Source organism: Streptomyces sp. NPDC002181 (genome assembly GCF_042890485.1).
Classification (GTDB): Bacteria; Actinomycetota; Actinomycetes; order Streptomycetales; family Streptomycetaceae; genus Streptomyces.
Window position 1 is genome coordinate 401,119 of the sequence record NZ_JBIASC010000005.1, and the last position, 16,415, is coordinate 417,533.

Below are 16,415 nucleotides of genomic sequence, written 5' to 3' on the forward strand. Positions count from 1 at the left end.
GTGCATGAGTACGCAACTGACCGCAGGCGGCGCCGAGGTGACCGTCGACCAGGAGGACGGCTGCCGGATCAGCAGCCTGCGCATCGACGGCGTGGAGCTGCTGCGCCAAGGGGCGCACTTCGGCTCGTTCCCCATGGTGCCGTGGTGCGGGCGGACCGCGGAAGGGCGGTTCCGGGACGGCGGCGTCCTCCACCAGCTCCCGCTCAACCACCCGCCACACGCGATCCACGGCTTCGGCCGCGACCACCCGTGGCGCAAGGTCCGCCACGGCGACACCGATGCGGCGTTCGTCCACGACCTCGCCGACCCGTGGCCCTGGGCCGGCCGGGTCACGCAGACCGTCGAGCTGACGGCCGAGAGCCTGACGCTCTCCATGGGCGTCGAGACGTACGGCGACTCGTTCCCGGCCCAGGCCGGCTGGCACCCGTGGTTCAACCGCAACCTCGGCACCGGCGAGGACGTGCGGCTCGATTTCGAGGCCGGGTGGCAGGAGGAGCGGGACGCCGACCACATCCCCACCGGGCACCGCATCGACCCCGAGCCCGGGCCCTGGGACGACTGCTTCGGCATGCCGCACGGTGTGGACGTCACCCTCACCTGGCCCGGGGCGCTGGAGCTCAAGGTCCGCAGCCGCGAGGAATGGGTGGTCATCTACGACGAGCAGCCCGAAGCCGTCTGCGTGGAGCCGCAGTCGGGTCCGCCGAACGGTCTGAACAGCCTCCCGCGCCTGGTCACGCCGGTCGACCCGCTGGAGATCTCCACGACGTGGACCTGGCGGCGGCTCGGCTGAGGCGCGCCGGACACCCCCTAAGCTCGGGGTCATGACTGACGTACGCGATGCGCTTCTGCAGCAGATCAAGGACAAGGCCGTCGTGCACGGCAAGGTGATCCTCTCCTCCGGCAAGGAGGCCGACTACTACATCGACCTCCGCCGTATCACCCTGGACGGCGAGGCCGCCCCGATGGTCGGTCAGGTCATGCTCGACCTCACCGCCGACCTGGAGTTCGACTGCGTCGGCGGGCTGACCCTGGGCGCCGACCCGGTCGCGACCTCGATGCTCCACGCGTCCGCCGCGCGCGGTGAGCGCCTCGACGCCTTCGTCGTCCGCAAGGCGCAGAAGGCCCACGGCATGCAGCGCCGTATCGAGGGCACCGATGTGAAGGGCAAGCGCTGTCTGGTGGTCGAGGACACCTCGACCACCGGCGGGTCCCCGCTGACGGCCGTCGAGGCCGTGCGCGAGGCCGGCGGCGAGGTCGTCGCCGTCGCCACGATCGTGGACCGCGGCGCCGCCGACGCCATCGCCGGGGCCGGTCTGCCCTACCTCACCGGCTACCGGCTCGCCGATCTCGACCTGGGCTGAGCCCGGACCCGGTCGGTCGAGCGACGGGGCCGGTCCGGCCCGGTCGCATTCGATCTTGTCCGGTCTCGCATGCTGGCCCCCGGAGAACTGGTGACTTAGGCCCCCGGTGCTCCGGGCACAGGTCCTGACCTGCCTTTTCCCGGTCGGGCGGAGTGTTTCACGTGAAACGGTCCACCCGGCACGGGTGGAGTGTCGCGCGGAGTCTGGAAAGATGAGCCCGACGGTTACGTCGCCCCCAGGTCAGGGCCAGCAATCGCACACTCCCCGCACATCCAAGGAGCGGACAGATGCCCATCGCAACCCCCGAGGTCTACAACGAGATGCTCGACCGGGCGAAGGCAGGCAAGTTTGCCTACCCGGCGATCAACGTGACCTCGACCCAGACCCTGCACGCTGCACTGCGCGGCTTCGCGGAGGCCGAGAGCGACGGCATCATCCAGATCTCCACCGGTGGTGCGGAGTTCCTGGGTGGCCAGTACAAGAAGGACATGGTCACCGGCGCCGTCGCCCTGGCCGAGTTCGCGCACATCGTCGCCGCGAAGTACGACGTCACCGTCGCCCTGCACACGGACCACTGCCCCAAGGACAAGCTGGACGGCTACGTCCGCCCGCTCCTTGAGGTCTCCGCCGAGCGCGTGGCCCGTGGTCTGAACCCGCTCTTCCAGTCGCACATGTGGGACGGCTCCGCCGAGACCCTGGCCGACAACCTGGCCATCGGCCAGGAGCTGCTCGCCAAGGCCGCCGCCGCGAAGATCATCCTTGAGGTCGAGATCACCCCGACCGGCGGCGAGGAGGACGGCGTCACCCACGAGATCAACGACGAGCTGTACACCACCGTCGACGACGCGATCCGCACCGCCGAGGCCCTGGGCCTGGGCGAGAAGGGCCGCTACCTGCTGGCCGCCTCCTTCGGCAACGTGCACGGCGTCTACAAGCCGGGCAACGTCGTCCTGCGTCCCGAGCTGCTGAAGGACCTTCAGCAGGGTGTCGGCGAGAAGTACGGCAAGACCAGCCCGTTCGACTTCGTCTTCCACGGCGGCTCCGGCTCCTCCGAGCAGGAGATCGCCACCGCGCTGGAGAACGGCGTCGTGAAGATGAACCTCGACACCGACACCCAGTACGCCTTCACCCGCCCGGTCGCGGACCACATGTTCCGCAACTACGACGGTGTCCTGAAGGTCGACGGCGAGGTCGGCAAGAAGTCCACCTACGACCCGCGCACCTGGGGCAAGCTCGCCGAGGCGAGCATGGCCAAGCGCGTCACCGAGGCGTGCGCGAACCTGCGCTCGACGGGCACGAAGCTGAAGTAGCACCCGCCACACCCGTACGACCGAAGGGCCCGGTCCACCGTCGCGAGACGGAGGACCGGGCCCTTCGCCGCAGCAGGGGCCCGATACCCCAGACTTGGGGCATGTCCATTCACCAGAACCTGCTCGGGGGCCCCGCCCCCACCCACCTCCCCGACGAGCCGGGCCGCGAGGCCATCGCCGCGGGCACCCCCGCCGTCGAGGTGGCCGCCGCGCACCCGACCTCCTCCCTCGCCTGGGCGGTGCTCGCCGACGAGGCGTTCGCCGCCGGCCGCACCGTCGAGTCCTACGCGTACGCCCGTACGGGCTACCACCGCGGTCTCGACGCGCTGCGCCGCGCCGGCTGGAAGGGCCACGGGCCGGTGCCGTGGGAGCACGAGCCGAACCGCGGCTTCCTGCGCGCCCTGTTCGCCCTCTCCCGCGCGGCCGGGGCGATCGGCGAGAAGGAGGAGTACGAGCGCTGCTCGACCTTCCTGCGCGACTCCTCCGAGACGGCGGCGGACGTGCTCGGCGCCTGAGGCGCGTCCCAACGGCCGGGGTCCCGCCCGCGGGGCCCCGGCATGCCGTAGTGTCCGAAAAACACCTGTGACGCCGGTCACACCCCAATAGAGGGATTCGTGCAACCGGTCCTATGATGCGAGCAGGGGACCGGGGCTCCACTCACCCATCGGAAGGGGCGGACCGCTACCCGGAAGCACGTGTCGAGGAGACAGCGATGTCGAACACCCTTGATGCCTCCGGAGCCGGTTCGGACACCCCGAACCTCGACTTCGCCGGCACGACCCCGTACGAGGACTACGTCCAGGCCGACGTCCTCACCCACCTCCAGAACCCCCGCTCGGACGACCCGGGCGAGATGGTCTTCCTGGTGACGACCCAGGTCATGGAGCTGTGGTTCACGGTCATCGTCCACGAATGGGAGACGGCCGCGAAGGCCCTCCGCGAGGACACCGTCCCCGTCGCGATGGACGCGCTGAAGCGGTCCCTGCGCGAACTGGAGGCCCTCAACGCCTCCTGGCGCCCGCTCGCCCAGCTCACCCCGGGCCAGTTCAACGCCTACCGCGCCGCCCTCGGCGAGGGCTCGGGCTTCCAGTCGGCGATGTACCGCCGCATGGAGTTCCTGCTCGGCGAGAAGTCGGCCTCGATGCTCGTCCCGCACCGCGGCGCCCCGCGCGTCCACGCGGAGCTGGAGAAGGCCCTCCAGGAGCCCAGCCTGTACGACGAGGTCCTGCGCCTGCTGGCCCGCCGCGGCCTGGCGGTCCCGCAGGAGGTCCTGGACCGCGACCTCTCCCGGCGGTACGAGCCCTCGCCCGAGGTCGAGGCCGTCTGGACCGCCCTCTACGCGGACCCCGACGCCCACCACGACCTGCACCGCCTCGGCGAGGTCCTCACGGACGTCGCGGAGCTCGTCTGGCGCTGGCGCAACGACCACCTGGTCGCCACCCGCCGCGCGATGGGAGCCAAGACCGGCACGGGCGGCTCGGCCGGCGTGACCTGGCTGGAGAAGCGCGCCACGAAGAACGTGTTCCCGGAGCTCTGGACGGCCCGCAGCCATGTCTGACGCGAACGGGAAGTTCCCGGCGGACCTCGCGGCCCGCGCCGCCGCCCTCGACACCGCGGACGAGCTGGGCAAGCTCCGCGACCGGTTCACCCTCCCCGACGGGGTCGTCTACCTGGACGGCAACTCCCTGGGGGCGCTGACGACCGGGGTCGCGGCCCGCATCGCGCAGGTCATCACCCACGAGTGGGGCACGGAGCTCATCCAGTCCTGGTCCGCCGGCACCTGGTGGACCGCCCCCGAGCGGATCGGCGACAAGCTCTCCCCGCTCATCGGCGCCGCACCCGGCCAGACGGTGGTCGGCGACTCCACCAGCGTCAACCTGTTCAAGGCCCTGGTGGGCGCGGCCCGCCTGGCCCGCCCGGGCCGCACGCGGATGCTGGTCGACGCCTCCACCTTCCCCACCGACGGCTACATCGCCGAGTCGGCCGCCCGGATGACCGGCCTGACCGTCATACCGGTCGACCCCTCCGACGCGGCCGGGGCGATGGACGAGGACACCGCCGTCGTCCTCCTCAACCACGTCGACTACCGCAGCGGCCGCCTCCACGACCTCCCGGCCCTCACCGCGGCGGCCCGCGCCGCCGGGGCCGTCACCGTCTGGGACCTGTGCCACTCGGCCGGCGCCCTGCCCGTCGGCCTCGACGAGCACGGCGTCGACCTCGCGGTCGGCTGTACGTACAAGTACCTGAACGGCGGCCCGGGTTCCCCGGCGTACCTCTACATCGCCGCCCGCCACCAGGGGGCCTTCGACTCGCCGCTCCCCGGCTGGAACGGTCACGCGGAGCCCTTCGCGATGACCCCGGACTACACTCCGGCGGCCGGCGCGGTCCGCGGCCGGGTCGGCACCCCGGACATCCTGTCCATGCTGGCCCTGGAAGCGGCGCTCGACGCCTGGGACGGGGTCTCGGTGGAGGCCGTACGGGCCAAGTCCCTCGCCCTGACCGACTTCTTCCTGGAGTGCGTGGCCGCGTACGTCCCGGCCGGCAAGGTCGAATCGGTCACCCCGGCCGAGCACGAGCGGCGCGGCAGCCAGGTCTCGCTGCGCACCGAGAACGCCCGCGCGGTCATGGACGACCTGATCTCCCGCGGCGTGATCGGGGACTTCCGCGCGCCCGACGTCCTGCGCTTCGGTTTCACCCCGCTCTACGTGGGATTCGCCGACGCGGAGCGTGCGGCCCGGACACTGGGTCACATTTTCGGGTGATGTAGGGGCGAAACGTCACGGCAACGGGCGGGCGGGGCTTCGGCTCCGTCCGCCCCCGCACATCCCGGCCACGGCCCACCGCCCCCCGCCGACGCCCCTGTTCCGGCCTGATACGGTCCCGCTCTGCCGGAACACCAGTCCCACGCGTTACCGAGAGGTCGAGCCGATGACGGACCCCGCAGTCGAACGGGACGCCGCCGAGGCCGCCTCGGCCTTCGCCCATCCGCCGGTCCCCCCGGACGCGACCGGATCGTACGGGGACCATCCGGACCAGGTGATCGACTTCTACGCCCCGCGCGGGGAGGCCGCCGCGGGCACCGCCCCGCTGGTCGTGCTCCTGCACGGCGGCGCCTGGCGCGCCCCGTACGACCGCCACCACGTCACCCCGCTCGCGGACTTCCTGGCCCGACGGGGTTTCGCGGTCGCCAACGTGGAGTACCGGCGCGGGAGTTCCCTGCCGCACCAGAACGCAGGGGGCCACGTGGCCGGCCGCTGGCCCGAGACGTTCGACGACGTCGCCGCCGCGATGGACGCCCTCCCGGGGCTCGCCCCGGCCCACCTCCCGCAGGCCGACCCGCGCCGCACGGTCATCACCGGCCACTCGGCGGGAGGCCACCTCGCGCTGTGGGCCTCGGCCCGGCACGTCCTGCCGCCCGGCTCCCCGCCGGCCTGGCGGCTGCCCTCGCCGCCGATGCTGCGCGGCGTCGTGGCGCTGGCCCCCATCGCGGACTTCGTGGCCGCGGAGGAGCTGGGCGTGTGCGGGGGCGCTTCCGCGCAGCTGCTGGGCGGCGCCGACCAGTGGGCGCAGCGCCTGCCGTTCGCGGACCCGGCGCTGCTGCTGCCGACCGGGATCGCGACGGCCGTGGTCCACGGCCGGGAGGACATCGTGGTCCCGGCGCCGGTGGCGGAGTCGTACGTGGCCGCGGCGGCGAAGGCCGGGGAGACGGTGGGCCTGACCCTGCTGGACGGGGTCGGTCACTTCCCGCTCATCGACCCGGCGGCCGACGCCTGCGCGGTGGTGGCCGAGGAGATCTCGCAGCTCGCCTGGTAGGGCCGGGTACGCGAGAAGGGGCGGTGCGCCGTGTGGCGTACCGCCCCTTCTCGCGTGGTGGGGCCTAGAGGAACGAGTTGATCTCGATCGTCTCGGTGCGGCCGGGGCCGACGCCGATCGCGGAGATCGGGGCGCCCGACATCTCCTCCAGGGCCTTCACGTACGCCTGGGCGTTCTTCGGGAGGTCCGAGAACGTCTTGGCCTTGGTGATGTCCTCGGACCAGCCGGGCAGGTTCTCGTAGATCGGCTTCGCGTGGTGGAAGTCCGTCTGCGAGTACGGGAGCTCCTCGACGCGCTTGCCGTCGATCTCGTACGCGACGCAGACCGGGATCTGCTCCCAGCCGGTCAGCACGTCCAGCTTGGTGAGGAAGAAGTCCGTCAGACCGTTCACGCGGGTGGCGTAGCGGGCGATGGGCGCGTCGAACCAGCCGCAGCGGCGGTCGCGGCCGGTGGTCACGCCGCGCTCGCCGCCGATGCGGCGCAGGTCCTCGCCGTCCTGGTCGAACAGCTCGGTCGGGAACGGGCCGGCGCCGACGCGGGTCGTGTACGCCTTCAGGATGCCGATGACGCGGCTGATCTTCGTCGGGCCCACGCCGGTGCCGGTGCAGGCGCCGCCGGCGGTCGGGTTCGAGGAGGTGACGAAGGGGTACGTGCCGTGGTCGACGTCGAGCAGGGTGCCCTGGCCGCCCTCGAAGAGCACGACCTTGTCCTCGTCGAGCGCGTTGTTGAGGATCAGGGTGGTGTCGGCGACGTACGGCTTGATCTGCTCCGCGTACTGGAGCATCTCCTCGACGATCTGGGCGACGTCGATCGCGCGGCGGTTGTACAGCTTCGCGAGGAGCTGGTTCTTGCCCTCCAGCGCCGCTTCGACCTTCTGGGTGAGGATCGACTCGTCGTACAGGTCCTGGACCCGGATGCCGATGCGGTTGATCTTGTCCGCGTACGTCGGACCGATGCCGCGGCCGGTCGTACCGATCTTGCGCTTGCCGAGGAAGCGCTCGCCGACCTTGTCGAGGGTGACGTTGTACGGCGTGATCAGGTGCGCGTTGCCGCTGATGAGCAGCTTGGAGGTGTCGATGCCGCGCTCGTTCAGGCCGCGCAGCTCGGAGAGCAGGACGGCCGGGTCGACGACGACACCGTTGCCGATGACCGGGGTGCATCCGGGGGAGAGGATGCCGGAAGGGAGAAGGTGCAGCGCGTACTTCTGGTCGCCTACGACGACCGTGTGGCCGGCGTTGTTGCCACCCTGGTAGCGCACCACATAGTCAACGGATCCACCGAGCAGGTCGGTGGCCTTTCCCTTGCCCTCGTCACCCCACTGAGCTCCGAGCAGCACAAGAGCGGGCACAGGCGTACACCTCTTCCGGATGGGGCATGTCCAAGGTCAGGGGGCGTACGACGATGTACACCGCAGGCTGAGCCGTCGGACCGGTACCCCGGAATAGACGAAGGCCCTGGCGCAATAGCGCAAGGGCCTCTTGCACAAAGATGCTACCCGAGGAAGGACCGAGGTGTCGGCTCCAGAGCCCACCATGAGCCATGCGGGCGCGCCGGTAGGCGGCCTGCTCGTGCTCGTCGACCCGGTCGCCCGCCGTCTTGACGGCGAGTCCGTGCGGATCGCGAAGGATGTTCTGTCGGCGGGAGCCGCGGCGAAAATCTGCCTCCCGGACTCGCAGGAGGAATTTGCGCGGGCCCTCGCCCGCCGGGGTCATAGGCAGCCGGTGATCGTGGGCGACGACCGGGCTCTGGTCCGGGCCGTGGGACTGCTGTACCGGGAGCGCGGGCTCGGGGACGGCGCCGTCTCGCTGATTCCGGTGGGGCAGGTGGGGTCGCTCGGACTGGCGCGCTCCCTCGGTGTCCCGCTGTCGGCGGTGGCGGCGGCGCGGTCGGTGCTGGACGGGGCCGTACGGACACGGGACCTGCTGGTGGACGACAGCGATGGAGTGGTGCTCGGGGACCTGCGCATTCCGCCCGTGCGGGCGGGGGCGAGGCCGACGGGGCCGTCGGTGTGGAGCGCGTACCGCTCTCTGGTGCGGACGCTGGTCCCCCCGGGGGCCCGGGTCGGGCACCGGCTGCGCGTGGAGGCGGACGGGCAGCTGCTGGTGGACGTGGACCGGGCGGTGGAGGACCTGCGGGTGGTGCCGGGGTCCTCCTCCGGCGGGCCGGCGGCCTCCGGCGGGGTGGCGGAGGTGACGCTCCGGCTTGCGGACGGCTCCTCGCTGCGGGTGAAGGCGGCCTCGGTGACGGTGTCGGGCCCGGACTTCCGCTACCGGGCGGACGCGCTGGTGGCCGGCCCGGTCCGGCGCCGTACGTGGACGCTGCGGCCGGGGGCGTGGTCGCTGACGGTGCCGCGCTGACCCCTGGCCCGGCTCCGCCCCGCGTGCGGCGGGGCGGCCGGCCCATGGCCCGTCATGCCGCCCGGCACCCGTCCGAAACCGCCCCGGACGCCCCCTAGGAGGCGGGGAGGTCCAGGGTGGCCCGGTGGGCCCGCCAGCGGTCCATCATGGAATGCATCTCGCCCTGCAGGAACGCGAAGAACGCCGCCGTCTCCGCCATGCGCGTGCCCGCCGGGGTGTCCGCGCCGACTCCGGCCGCGCCGTCGCGGAGGGTCTTCTCGAAGAGGGCCAGCACCTGGTCCCGCCGGGTGAACGTCTCGTACCAGAGCTCGTTGTGCAGGACGTACCGGTCCCGCCGGGAGCCCGGCTCGCGCTCCCGGCTGACCATGGTCACCTGCGACAGGTAGGCCACGGCCCCCGACACGGCGGCCGGGCTGATCCGGAGCGCCTCGCTCAGCTCCGCCGAGGTCATCGACCCGCTGTCGCTCGCGAGCAGCTGCGCGAAGACCCGCGAGGCCATTCGCTGCATCCCGGCTTCGGTCAGCTGCGCGGCGAACCGTTCCACGAAGCGGGAGACCGCGGCCTCGCCCTCGCTTGGTACGTCAGGTGCCTGGGTGTTCATGTCGTCCGCCACCTTCCCGACTTTATACGTTTCCCTAGCTTCACAAGTTTGTGAAAGTAGCGTACGTTCAGAATCATGACGAAGGCAATCAGGGTCGCCGGACTCCACAAGGCGTTCGGCCGCACCCACGCACTGGACGGTCTCGACCTCTCGGTCGCCACCGGCGAGGTCCACGGCTTCCTCGGCCCCAACGGCTCCGGCAAGTCCACCACCATCCGCGTCCTGCTGGGCCTGCTGCGCGCCGACTCCGGCACCGCCGAGCTGCTCGGCGGCGACCCCTGGGCCGAGGCCGTGGAACTGCACCGCCGCGTCGCCTACGTCCCCGGCGACGTCACCCTGTGGCGCAACCTCTCCGGCGGCGAGGTCATCGACCTCTACGGACGGCTGCGCGGGGGCCTGGACCGGGCCCGGCGCGCCGAGCTGACCGAGCGGTTCGAGCTGGACCCCACCAAGAAGGGGCGCACGTACTCCAAGGGCAACCGGCAGAAGGTCGCGCTCGTCGCCGCCTTCTCCTCCGACGCCGAGCTGCTCATCCTCGACGAGCCCACCTCCGGGCTGGACCCGCTGATGGAGGGGGTCTTCCAGGGCTGCGTGGCCGAGGCGCGCGCCGCCGGGCGGACCGTGCTGCTCAGCTCGCACATCCTGAGCGAGGTCGAGACCCTCTGCGACCGGGTCAGCATCATCCGCAAGGGCCGCACGGTGGAGACGGGCACGCTGGCCGACCTGCGCCACCTGACGCGCACCTCGATCAGCGCCGAGCTCGCCGGCCCGCCGAACGGCATCGCGCACCTGCCGGGCGTGCACGACGTGGAGGTGCGCGGGCTGAAGATCCGCCTCCAGGCCGACACGGACAAGCTGGACGCCGTACTGCGCTCGCTCGCCGATTCCGGGGTGCGGTCGCTGAGCTCGACGCCGCCCACGCTGGAGGAGCTCTTCCTGCGGCACTACGCGGACGACGTCCACGGGGGTGGCGTCGGCGGCGACGTGAAGGCGGGCGTGGCGCGATGAGGAACCAACTGGCCGGCACCGGAGCGCTGCTGCGCCTCGCCCTGCGCCGTGACCGCGTGATGACGCCGGTCTGGATCACGGTCGTGGCGATGCTGGTGCTCAGCCTGCCCGCCTCGCTGGAGTCGGTGTACGGGACGGCCGCCGAACGGGCCCGGCTGCTCACGACGATGAACACCAACGGCTCGCTGCGCGCCCTGTACGGGCCCGCCTTCGGCGATTCCGTCGGCGCCCTGACCGCCTGGCGCGGAGGGATCTTCGCCGGGGTGCTCGCCGGGATCATGAGCCTCGTCATCGTGGTCCGGCACACCCGCGAGGAAGAGGAGACGGGCCGTCAGGAGATGCTCTCCGCCGCGATGGTGGGCCGCCGGGCACCGCTGACGGCCGCCCTGCTCGCCGCCCTGACGGCCAACGGGGCGGCCGCGCTCCTGGTGACGGCCGGGCTCGCCGGGCGCGGGGCGGGCGGTGCGGCGGCCCTCGGGCTCGGCATCGGCGCCACCGGAATGCTCTTCGCGGCGCTGGCCGCCATCGCGGCGCAGCTCACCGAGAGCGCCCGGCTCGCGAAGGGGCTCACGGGCGCACTGATCGGCGCGGCCTTCGTGCTGCGCGCGGCCGGGGACGCCGGGAGCGCCGGGGGTTCGAGCGCGCTGACCTGGGTGTCGCCGCTGGGCTGGCTGGAGCACGTACGGGCCTTCGCGGGCGAACGCTGGTGGGTGTTCGCCCTGTTCGCGGCGGCCGTGGCGGCGCAGACGGCGGCGGCGTACGCGCTGGCCGGCCGCCGCGACATCGGCATGAGCTTCCTGCCGGCCCGCCCGGGCCCGGCGGAGGGCCGGCTCGCCGGCCCGGGGGCGCTGGCCTGGCGGCTCCAGCGGGGCAGCCTGATCGGATGGAGCCTGGCGTTCCTGGCGGCCGGGGTGGTCTTCGGCGGGATGACGGGCGGGGCCACGCAGCTGGTCGGCGACAACGAGCGGACCCGCGAGATCATCGAGCGGATGGGCGGGCGGAGCGGGATCGCGGACGCCTTCCTCGCGACCATGGCCGGGATGCTCGGCATGGTCGCCGCCCTCTACATCGTCTCGGCGGTGCTGCGGCTGAGCGCCGAGGAGTCGGGGCAGCGCGCCGAGCCGCTGCTCGCGAACGCCGTCGGCCGGCTGCGCTGGGCCGGAGGCCACCTGGCGGTGGCCTTCGGCGGCTCGGCGCTGATCCTGCTGCTCGCGGGACTGGGCCTGGGGATCGGGCACGGCGAGGGGGTGGGGGCGGCGGTGGGCGCGACGCTCGCCCAGCTCCCGGCGGTCTGGGTGATCGGAGCCCTCGCCGCCCTCCTGTACGGAGCCGCCCCGCGGTACGCGGTGGCCGCGTGGGCGGTGGCGGGGGGCGCGCTGACGCTGGGATGGATCGGCCCGGCGCTGAACCTGCCGCAGGCCGCCCTGGACCTCTCGCCCTTCGCCCACCTGCCCAAGCTGCCGGGTGCCGAGGCCCTGGTCTGGGCCCCGCTGCTGGTGCTGACCGCGCTGGCGGCGGCCCTGCTGGCGGCCGGCCTGGCGGCACTGCGCCGCCGCGACCTGACGGCGTAGCACGCGACCCGAACGGTCAGAATTCCACGAGGAGTTCGTCCAGACCGCGGATGACGTACCCGTCCCGCCACCGAGGCTCCCGTACGAGCTTCAGGGGCGGGACGCCGTCCGCCAGCAGGGCCCCGAACGAGGCGGTCAGCTCCCGGCGCGCAAGCGGTGCGCCCAGGCAGTAGTGGATCCCGGCGCCGAAGCTGAGGTGCGGATTGTCGGCCCGTACGAGGTCCAGGGCGTCGGGCCGCTCGAAGCGGGCGGGGTCCCGGTTGGCGGATCCGAAGAGCAGCGCGACCTCGGCTCCGCGCGGGATGACGGTGTCGCCGACCCGGATGTCGTCGAGCACCCAGCGCTCGAACAGCTGGAGGGGGGTGTCGTAGCGCATGAGTTCATCCACAGCTGTGGACAACTTTTCGGAATCGAGCGAGGCGAGCTGTTCGGGGTGGCGGAAGAGGGCCCACCAGCCGTTGACGGTGGTGTTCACGGTGGCCTCGTGACCGGCGTTGAGCAGGAGGACGCAAGTGGAGATCATCTCCTGCTCGCTGAGCCTTCCCTCGTCATCGTGGGCGGCGATCAGACCGGAGATCAAATCCTCGCCGGGGTCCTTGCGCCGCTCCGCGATCAGCTCGCGCAGGTAGGCGCTGAACTCCACGCTCGCCCGGACCGCCCGCCGCGCGGTCTCCTCGTCCGGGCGGAGCTCGTACATCCCGCAGATGTCGGCCGACCAGGGCCGCAGCAGGGGCCGGTCCGATTCCGGGACCCCGAGCAGCTCGGCGATCACCGCCACGGGAAGCGGCTCGGCGACCACGGTGAGCAGGTCCCCGCCCCCGTCGGCGAGGAGCTGCCCGACCAGCTCCCGGGCCATCCGGTCCACGGCGGGCGCGAGCTGCTCGACGGTGCGCGGGGTGAACGCCTTGGACACCAGCCGCCGTACGCGCGCGTGGGCGGGGTCCTCCAGGTCCAAGAGGCCGTTGTCGTTGAGGACGTGGAAGGGTTCGTGCCCCGGCGGCGGCGCCTCGCGGCCGAACTCCTCGTGCGAGAAGCGGTGCAGGTAGGTCCGCCCGAGCCGGCGGTCGCGCAGCAGCGCGCTCACATCGGCGTAGTGCGGGACGAGCCACTGCCCGGTGGCCTCCCACCACAGTGCCCTTCCCTGCTCCCGCAGTTCGCGGTAGGCGGGGTAAGGATCGGCGACGAACCCGGGGTCCCACGGATCAAAGCCCATCCCTTCACTGTAGAAGACGGCCCCGGGCGCGGCCGGAACTCGCCTTGTGAGCCCCGCGCGCCGGAGGCTCTCATGAGGCTCCGTGCCGATGCGGTTCCATCTCGGGGGGATGTATGGAAGCGACAGAGCCACCTGTGCCCCAGCGGCCCTGGCACCAGCAGCAGCCGGCCTCGCCGCCGCCGGTTCCGCAGCGGCCGCCGGGACCACCTCCGATGACGGCGGCCGGGCTGCCGGCAGGTCTGGATCTGACCGTCACCAAGCGGCTGTTGTGGGTGGGCGGAGCGGTCTACCCGCTCCAGAACGTGGCCCGCGTGTACACGTTCCACCTGCATCCGCGCCGCAAGGATGCCACGCTCGCCTTCCTGAAGCGATTGGTGCTCACGCTCATCACCGTGCTGGTGTTGCTGGTGTTCACGAGCACCGTGAACGCCTTCAGCCGGGACCGCGAGACTTTGGACGGCTTGATGCAGTTCGCGGTGCTGGCCGCCGCGGCCGCCGTGATCTATTTCATCGTGGACTGGCTGCGGGTGATCACCGCGCCCTCCCACTTCGTGCTGGCCGTCGAGTCGAACGGGCAGTCGACCGCTTTGGTCACGGGGGAAACCGGCCATCTGAACCGGCTCGTCCACCAGATCGCCCACGCGATCGAGAATCCGGACACCGAACTCCGTGTACAGGTCGAGCGGCTGACGATCAGCAACCCGAGGAACTACTACTTCGGCGACGCCGTGAACATGTACGGCGGCTCCAACAATGTGGGAATGAGCACCTCATGAGCGGGGACAACCACTACTACGGCAGGACCGTCAACATGCACGGCGGCACCCACAACACCGGCATGGTCAACAACGGCCCGGAGGCCGCGCCCGCCGGCCCGGTCGATCCGGCCCTCGCGGACGCCGTCCGCGAGCTGGTCGCCCTGCTGGCGGAGCTGCGCGAGCAGGTGTCCCCGCTGACCGCGCGGTCCATCGACGACGCACTCCCGGCCCTCACGGCCGGCTCCGACGCGGCCCCGCCGCAGGAGCGGCACCGGGCGCTGATCGCCGTCGCGGGCATCGCCGCCACGGCCGGAGCGATCGGCCAGCCCGTCCTCGATGCCGTACGGGCCGTCCTGGAACTCCTCGCCGCGTAGCCGGTGCCGGATCCGGCACCCTCCGCTACGCCGGGGTCACCAGGCGGGTCTCGTACGCGAACACCGCGGCCTGGGTGCGATCGCGCAGGCCCAGCTTCACCAGGATCCGGCTCACGTGCGTCTTGATCGTGGACTCCGCGACGATGAGCCGGTCCGCGATCTCCGCGTTGGAGAGCCCCTGCGCGATCAGCACCAGCACCTCCGTCTCCCGCTCGGTCAACTCCCCGATCCCCGCCGGATCCGCCGGCTTCGGCGGGGCCGACAGCTTCGAGAACTCCAGGATCAGCCGTTTGGTGACCGTCGGTGCCAGCAGCGCCTCACCGGAGGCCACCACCCGCACGCCGTCGGCCAGCTGCCGGGCCGACGCGTCCTTGAGCAGGAACCCGGAGGCCCCGGCCCGCAGGGCCTGGTACACGTACTCGTCGAGGTCGAAGGTCGTCAGGACCAGCACCTTGGCGTCGGTGTCCGAGGCCACGATCTCCCGGGTCGCCTCCAGCCCGTTCATCACGGGCATCCGGATGTCCATCAGCACCACGTCCGGCCGCAGCGCCGCCACCTTGGCGATGGCCTCGCGGCCGTCCACCGCCTCGCCGACCACCTCGATGCCCTCCATCGCGTTCAGCAGGACGGAGAAGCCCTCCCGGACCATCATCTGGTCGTCGACGATCAGCACTCTGATCGTCATGACGCCTGCCCCTGTCCCTGCGACTGCCCCGGCCCCGGCGCCGCGTCCTGGCGGCCGCGCACCGGTATGAACACCGCCACCTCGTACCCGCCCGCCCCGGTCTCCCCGGCCGTCATCTCGCCCTCCAGCATGGCCACCCGCTCCCGCATCCCGGTGATCCCGTGTCCGGCGCCGGGCGAGGGCCGCACGTCCCCCGTCGCCGGTGCGTTGACCACCCGTATCCCCAACCCGCCCAGTACGTACGACACCTCGACCGAGGCCGCCGCCCCCGGGGCGTGGCGCAGGCTGTTGCTCAGCGCCTCCTGGATGATCCGGTACGCCGACAGCTCCACGCCCGGCGGCAGCTCGCGCACCGCACCCGTCACCGTCTTCTCCACGCCCAGCCCGGCCTCGCGCACATTGGCCAGCAGCCCGTCCAGCGAGGCCAGCGTCGGCTGGGGGGCGTCCGGCGCCTCGTAGTCCGCGGAGCGCACCACACCGAGCACCCGGCGCAGCTCCGTCAGCGCCGCCACCGCGTTCTCCCGGATGGTGGCGAATGCCGCCTCCAGCTCCGGCGGCGGGTTCTTCACCCGGTACGGCGCGGCCTCCGCCTGGATCGCCACCACCGACATGTGGTGGGCCACCACGTCGTGCAGCTCCCGCGCGATCGTCGTCCGCTCCTCCAGCAGCGTCCGCCGGTCCCTCTCGACGGCCGTGACCTCCTGCTGCGCGCTGACCTCCTGCTCCGCCTCCCTGCGTATGTTGCGGACCGTCACCACCAGCAGCGAGACCGCCAGGAGGAAGGCCATCGGCATGATCTCGACCGGCTCCCCCCGGCCGAAGCCGACCGGTATCGCGATCCCGGCCCCCACGGTGATCAGCCACATCCAGACGGCCGCCCGGGGCCTGGTCCGCATCGCCGCGAAGGTCACCGTCGCGAGATAGGAGACGAAGGCGCCCGGCGACCCGGGCCACACGTCGTTCATTCCGGAGCCGACCACCATGAGCACCCCGGCGGCGACCAGGGCCGCCCAGAACGCGCCCACGGGCCGCATCAGGGTCATCAGCACCGGCGCGGCCGCGATCAGCCCCATCACGAGGGAGCTGCTCGGTACGACGTACTCCCCGCTGGTGGTCGACGTCAGCATCACCACGAAGAACGCGGCGAACCCCACGACCGCATGCGGGAGATGTGCCAGGTACGGCCGCATCCGGCCGGGCAGCCGGCGCACCACCGGCCCGTCGGTGCGCATCGGCGCGAGCGGCCGGTAGGCGAAGGCGTCCGTGATCAGATCCTGGCGCACGCTCCGGAACAGGCCGGAGGCCATCCGGATCTCGGGTGTCCGGGGGTTCGCCCGGGGGGTCGTCTCGCTCATGACCACACC

General features: G+C 72.1%; 17 protein-coding genes. 12 read left to right on the forward strand and 5 right to left on the reverse strand.

What is annotated here, in order from left to right; all coding sequences use genetic code 11:
- The first annotated feature begins 4 nt into the window (after positions 1-4).
- The 7 genes from ACFYXV_RS16865 to ACFYXV_RS16895 all read left to right on the forward strand — a co-directional run bounded on the left by ACFYXV_RS16865 (position 5) and on the right by ACFYXV_RS16895 (position 6,484).
- Positions 5-790 carry an aldose 1-epimerase gene (locus ACFYXV_RS16865; protein ID WP_389383244.1) on the forward strand — a complete coding sequence of 262 codons (786 nt, stop codon included), beginning with the start codon at positions 5-7 and terminating at the stop codon, positions 788-790.
- A gap of 31 nt (positions 791-821) precedes the next feature.
- Positions 822-1,361, forward strand: coding sequence for an orotate phosphoribosyltransferase (gene pyrE / locus ACFYXV_RS16870; RefSeq protein WP_385467893.1), 540 nt, complete (start codon positions 822-824; stop codon positions 1,359-1,361).
- Positions 1,362-1,648: 287 nt separating this feature from the next.
- Positions 1,649-2,671, forward strand: a complete 1,023-nt coding sequence (fbaA, locus tag ACFYXV_RS16875; RefSeq protein WP_030152875.1) for a class II fructose-bisphosphate aldolase — start codon at positions 1,649-1,651, stop codon at positions 2,669-2,671.
- 101 nt (positions 2,672-2,772) lie between these two features.
- Positions 2,773-3,186: a DUF3151 domain-containing protein gene (locus ACFYXV_RS16880; protein WP_385467889.1), complete on the forward strand. Its 414-nt coding sequence runs from the start codon at positions 2,773-2,775 to the stop codon at positions 3,184-3,186.
- 197 nt (positions 3,187-3,383) lie between these two features.
- Entirely contained in the window at positions 3,384-4,229 is an 846-nt protein-coding gene (locus ACFYXV_RS16885; RefSeq protein WP_385467886.1) for a tryptophan 2,3-dioxygenase family protein, read from the forward strand.
- Complete coding sequence (kynU, locus tag ACFYXV_RS16890; RefSeq protein ID WP_389383245.1) at positions 4,222-5,433, forward strand: kynureninase; 1,212 nt, start codon at positions 4,222-4,224, stop codon at positions 5,431-5,433. The genes ACFYXV_RS16885 and kynU overlap by 8 nt, the downstream gene beginning before the upstream one ends.
- 166 nt (positions 5,434-5,599) lie before the next feature.
- Entirely contained in the window at positions 5,600-6,484 is an 885-nt protein-coding gene (locus ACFYXV_RS16895; protein ID WP_389383246.1) for an alpha/beta hydrolase family protein, read from the forward strand.
- Between the two features lie 64 nt (positions 6,485-6,548).
- On the opposite strand, the gene ACFYXV_RS16900 is transcribed toward ACFYXV_RS16895, so the two are convergent.
- On the reverse strand, positions 6,549-7,832 hold the full coding sequence (locus tag ACFYXV_RS16900) for an adenylosuccinate synthase (RefSeq protein ID WP_099890334.1): 1,284 nt from the start codon (positions 7,830-7,832) through the stop codon (positions 6,549-6,551).
- A gap of 184 nt (positions 7,833-8,016) precedes the next feature.
- On the opposite strand from ACFYXV_RS16900, the gene ACFYXV_RS16905 reads away from it, so the two are divergent.
- Positions 8,017-8,841, forward strand: coding sequence for a diacylglycerol kinase (locus ACFYXV_RS16905; RefSeq protein ID WP_385467939.1), 825 nt, complete (start codon positions 8,017-8,019; stop codon positions 8,839-8,841).
- A gap of 94 nt (positions 8,842-8,935) precedes the next feature.
- Here ACFYXV_RS16905 and ACFYXV_RS16910 read toward each other — a convergent pair whose 3' ends face one another.
- The gene (locus ACFYXV_RS16910; RefSeq protein WP_385467876.1) at positions 8,936-9,442 is read right to left on the reverse strand and encodes a GbsR/MarR family transcriptional regulator; all 507 of its coding nucleotides are present in this window, start codon (positions 9,440-9,442) and stop codon (positions 8,936-8,938) included.
- 75 nt (positions 9,443-9,517) lie between these two features.
- On the opposite strand from ACFYXV_RS16910, the gene ACFYXV_RS16915 reads away from it, so the two are divergent.
- Positions 9,518-10,450 carry an ATP-binding cassette domain-containing protein gene (locus tag ACFYXV_RS16915; protein WP_385467873.1) on the forward strand — a complete coding sequence of 311 codons (933 nt, stop codon included), beginning with the start codon at positions 9,518-9,520 and terminating at the stop codon, positions 10,448-10,450.
- A complete protein-coding gene (locus ACFYXV_RS16920; RefSeq protein ID WP_389383248.1) occupies positions 10,447-12,021 on the forward strand; it encodes an ABC transporter permease in 1,575 nt (524 codons plus the stop codon). Before ACFYXV_RS16915 ends, ACFYXV_RS16920 begins: the two co-directional genes overlap by 4 nt.
- Positions 12,022-12,037: 16 nt before the next feature.
- On the opposite strand, the gene ACFYXV_RS16925 is transcribed toward ACFYXV_RS16920, so the two are convergent.
- Entirely contained in the window at positions 12,038-13,234 is a 1,197-nt protein-coding gene (locus tag ACFYXV_RS16925) for a cytochrome P450 (protein ID WP_385467867.1), read from the reverse strand.
- A 212-nt stretch (positions 13,235-13,446) separates the two neighbouring features.
- Here ACFYXV_RS16925 and ACFYXV_RS16930 point away from each other — a divergent pair, with 212 nt between their 5' ends.
- Positions 13,447-14,010 carry a DUF6232 family protein gene (locus ACFYXV_RS16930; RefSeq protein ID WP_385467864.1) on the forward strand — a complete coding sequence of 188 codons (564 nt, stop codon included), beginning with the start codon at positions 13,447-13,449 and terminating at the stop codon, positions 14,008-14,010.
- Positions 14,007-14,366, forward strand: coding sequence for a hypothetical protein (locus ACFYXV_RS16935; protein ID WP_385467861.1), 360 nt, complete (start codon positions 14,007-14,009; stop codon positions 14,364-14,366). The genes ACFYXV_RS16930 and ACFYXV_RS16935 overlap by 4 nt, the downstream gene beginning before the upstream one ends.
- A 25-nt stretch (positions 14,367-14,391) precedes the next feature.
- Here ACFYXV_RS16935 and ACFYXV_RS16940 read toward each other — a convergent pair whose 3' ends face one another.
- On the reverse strand, positions 14,392-15,051 hold the full coding sequence (locus ACFYXV_RS16940; RefSeq protein ID WP_383339313.1) for a response regulator: 660 nt from the start codon (positions 15,049-15,051) through the stop codon (positions 14,392-14,394).
- Entirely contained in the window at positions 15,048-16,406 is a 1,359-nt protein-coding gene (locus ACFYXV_RS16945) for a histidine kinase (RefSeq protein ID WP_385467858.1), read from the reverse strand. The genes ACFYXV_RS16940 and ACFYXV_RS16945 overlap by 4 nt, the downstream gene beginning before the upstream one ends.
- Positions 16,407-16,415 lie beyond the last annotated feature (9 nt).